The sequence below is a fragment of the Trebonia kvetii genome, assembly GCF_007827045.1.
GTDB classification, from domain to species: domain Bacteria; phylum Actinomycetota; class Actinomycetes; order Streptosporangiales; family Streptosporangiaceae; genus Trebonia; species Trebonia kvetii.
Map to the genome: position 1 here is coordinate 1 of NZ_RPFW01000019.1, position 3,600 is coordinate 3,600.

Annotated in this window: 3 protein-coding genes; all 3 read right to left on the bottom strand. The window is 72.6% G+C overall.

The features are described 5' to 3' along the window. Positions 1–94: 94 nt before the first annotated feature. Complete coding sequence (istB, locus tag EAS64_RS42745) at positions 95–856, bottom strand: IS21-like element helper ATPase IstB (RefSeq protein ID WP_145862442.1); 762 nt, start codon at positions 854–856, stop codon at positions 95–97. A 77-nt stretch (positions 857–933) separates the two neighbouring features. Next, on the bottom strand, positions 934–1,749 hold the full coding sequence (locus EAS64_RS42750) for a hypothetical protein (protein WP_145862443.1): 816 nt from the start codon (positions 1,747–1,749) through the stop codon (positions 934–936). A 107-nt stretch (positions 1,750–1,856) separates the two neighbouring features. After that, a complete protein-coding gene (gene istA / locus EAS64_RS42755) occupies positions 1,857–3,446 on the bottom strand; it encodes an IS21 family transposase (protein ID WP_222850045.1) in 1,590 nt (529 codons plus the stop codon). Positions 3,447–3,600 lie beyond the last annotated feature (154 nt).

A 3,600-nucleotide genomic window follows, 5' to 3' on the forward strand; every position in this document is an offset into this window, starting at 1 on the left:
TGTCATTTGCCAGGAGCATGGGACCAGGGTGTTGCCACGACCTAGGGACCACCGTGCGGCTGCCGGATCATCTTGGGGCAGCTGACCGGGTTCGTCAAACTGCGGGCATTGCGGGCCGCTGCCGGCGGCGGTAGGACTCGCCTTCGACGATGAGCTCGTGGCAGGTGGAGACGAGCCGGTCGACGGCCGACTGGGCGAGGAGCGGGTCGCTCATGAGGGTGACCCATTCGTCCGGGGTGCGGTTCGAGGTGACGATCGTCGGGTTCTTCCGGTGCCGTGCGACGACCAGCTCGTAGAAGTCGGCGGTGGCCGTCTCGCCGAGTGGCTGCAGGGCGAAGTCGTCGATGATCAGCACGCTCACGGCGGCGAGGCGGCGGTGCTCGGCCTCGGTGGTGTTGTCCAGCCGGGCTGCTTTGAGTTTCTTGAAGAGCTGGTCGGCGCGGGCCATGGTGACGGTGAGCCGTCGCCGGACGGCGATGTGGCCGAGGGCGGTGGCGAGGTGCGTCTTGCCGACGCCGACGGGTCCGAGGATGAGGGCGCCGTGTCCGGCGTCGGCGAACCGGAGCGAGGTCAGTTCGTTCCAGAGCTGCTGGTCGTAGCGGACGGCGGCCTGGGGGTCCCAGGTTTCCAGGTGCATGGCGGGGTCGAGTCCGGCGGCGCGGGCGCGTCGTGCGGCTGATCCGTTCTCGCGGCGGGTGACCTCGTCGGACAGCAGGAGCTCGAGGAAGTCGGCGTGGGCCATTTTCTGCTGGCGGGCCGCGGTCAGCCGTTCGGGGAGGGTGTCTTCGAGGCGGCCGAGCTTGAGGGCGCGCAGCAGTCGCTTGAGGTCGGGGCTGACGGGGCTGGTCATGGTCATCGGTGCTGCTCTTCTTTCTCTCGTTCGGGGGCTGGCTTGCGGGCGGGCCGTCAGGCTCGCCCGCAAGCCAGCGGTGATTACTGCGCGGCGGGCTGGCGGCGGCCCGCGGTCTTGCCGGCCGTGCTGTCCGGGCCGGGGATCAGGCCGCGCAGCAGGACAGTGGTCTCGTGCTGGCGGTCGCGCTCGCGGTCGAGGGCGGCCTCGGCGCGGGCGAGCTGGTCGCGCAGGGCGGCGAGCGCGTCGCTGTGCCGCTGCTGTTCCTGCTCGTGCCGGCTGGCCGTGTCGCGGGCGGCGGCGAGTTCCGCGGCGAGCGCGTCGCGCTCGCCTTCGGCGCGCTTCCGGGCCGTGGCGTGCTCTTCGAGCATGGCGATGGCCTCGGCCGCGGCGGTGCGGGCCTCGGCGGCGTCGAGTCCGGCGGCGTGCCGGGCGGCGGCGTGGCCGGCGCTCTCGGCGCGGGCGTGCTCGAGCTGGGCTGCGGTCTCGGCGCGGACGGTCTCGGCCTGGGCCTCGGCGGCCTCGGGGCCGGCGGCGGCCAGCTGCTCGCCGAGGACCGCGAGCTGGTCCAGGGCCGCGGTCAGCTGCGCGCCGAGCCTGCTCATCGCCGCCAGGGCGTCGTCGCGGATCGCGCCGGCCCGGCTGATCGCCGCGGTGACCGGCCGGCCGCCGTCATCCGGCTGCCCTGCGAGCTGCTGGCGGCGGCGGAACGCCGTCAGCGCGGTATGCCGGACCAGTACCGCCGTGCCGTCGCGGTCCTCGGGCATCTCCTGCCCGCAGTAGCCGGGCTTCCGGCCCGGTGCCCCGGGGTCCCTGGCCGGGTTCGGGCAGCCGGGATAGCGGCATGCCCCGGGCTCGCGGCCGGCCGCGATGGCCGGCGGCCGCTCGGTGATCGTCATCGTGGAACGCGTCCCCTCTCCCGCCGTGCGGGCGCACGGCGGAACGAGATGAAATGAAACGAATGAAATGAAACAGGCGTGATGAACTGAATAAATGAATCGCGGCGTCAGCCGTCGCCGCCGGGCAGGACCCGCATCCGGACCCCGGTCGAGGTCGCGAACTCGCGGGGATCGCGGGCGAACCTCGCCGCCAGGACCTTCCCCGCCGCGGCGTCTGCCTGCCGGGAGCGGGCGGCGGCCTGGGCGGCCTGCGCCCCGGTGCCCTTCTCCACGATCGACCTGATCTTCGGGACGCTGATCACGTCGAGTTCCAGCGCGGCCGAGCACGCCTGCTCGACCGGCCCGTTGCCGTGGGCCCGGCACAGGCCGATGAGGGCGTAGACGGCCCGCATCTTCGTCCAGGGCAGGTCGGTGTCCAGGATCCTCGCCGCGTAGGCGCCGATCGCCTCGCCTCTCGCGGCGGCCATCCGCTGCAGGCGGTCAACGTCGCGGCGCGCGTAGACATCGGTGCCCGGCGGGAAGTCCGCCACGTCCGACGACCGCCCTCCCGCCGGCTGCCGCGGGTGCACTTTCGCGAGCTGGCCGCGGTGGTAGACCTTTACCAGCGCGTCGTCGGCCCGCACCGTGACCTGCTGCCCGATCAGGGCGTAAGGCACCGAGTAGAAGGCGTTCTGCGCGCGGACGTGGAAGTCCCGCTGGACCTTGGCCTGCGACCAGGCGGGAACCCGGTAGGGCTCGTCCGGGACCGCCATCAGCAGCGGTGCCTCGTGCTCCGCGAACGCCTCGGCCGGCCGCAGTCGCGTCGTGCCGTGCACCCGCGTCCCGGCCCGGACCCGGGACCAGCCGTCGGCCCGCCGCTGCGCGTCGCCGATGTCCAGGAACTGCTCGCCGGCGAAGAAACTGCGCTGCGTGAACTTCACCCCGGACTCGACCCGGCCCTTGTCCTGCGGGGAGCGGACCCTCGCGGGATCGACCGCGATGCCGCGGGCCTGCGCGTACTCCAGCCACTCCCGGTTCCACCGCGGCTCCAGCCGGTCCGCGGCATCGACGACCGGCTTGAGGTTGTCCGGGATCAGGACCGGGAACACGCCGCCGAAGAATTCCCACGCCGCCTCGCAGCCCGCGATCACCGCCAGCGTCGTCTGCGAGAACGTCAAGTACACGTAGCAGTAACGGGAGAACACCGCCGTGAACACCAGCGCGTGCAGCTTCCTGCGCCGCTCCCCGTCGGGAATCATGCCGAGGTAGCCGAAGTCGACCTGCAGCTCACGGCCCGGCGGCGGGTCGTCGACCCGCACCGTCACCCCCGGCCGGCCCGAGGAGTACCCGCACTCGGCCGCGGCGAACCGCGCCAGCGTCCGGTACGGGACCGCGGTCCCGGACCGCTCCAGCATCTCGCCGATCTTCACCAGCGTCAGGCCATCCTTCACCCAGCCGGCGATCTCGCACTCCCGCGCCGCCAGTGCCTCCCACGACGAGCCGTGCCCCGCCGGCCGCGCCGGGCGGACCGCCACGACCACCACGCCGATCAGCTCGTCGGTCAGCCGGCCTTCCCCGCTATCGCGGGAAAGGCCGGCCTCCTGCGCGGCCCGGATATACCGGGCCGCGGTCTTCACGTTCACCCCCGCACGGGCCGCGGCCGGGCGCTTGCCCAGCCCCGCCAGCCACGCACGCAAGACTTCCTTCACCTCTGTCACCAGGACCTCCCGGAACGCCATCCCTGCCATCTCTCGCAGAACGGTGCAAACCGGGCGATCCTGGCAGGGGTGGTCCATCAACTGGCAACCGGGGTGGTCCCATCCCCGTGGCAATAACCCTCGGCAGGTGGTCCCATGCTCATGGCAGATGACA

Coding starts and splice junctions, on each gene's coding strand:
- istB (WP_145862442.1), bottom strand. CDS start 856: ATGACCATGACCAGCCCCGTCAGCCCCGACCTCAAGCGACTGCTGCGC.
- EAS64_RS42750 (WP_145862443.1), bottom strand. CDS start 1,749: ATGACGATCACCGAGCGGCCGCCGGCCATCGCGGCCGGCCGCGAGCCC.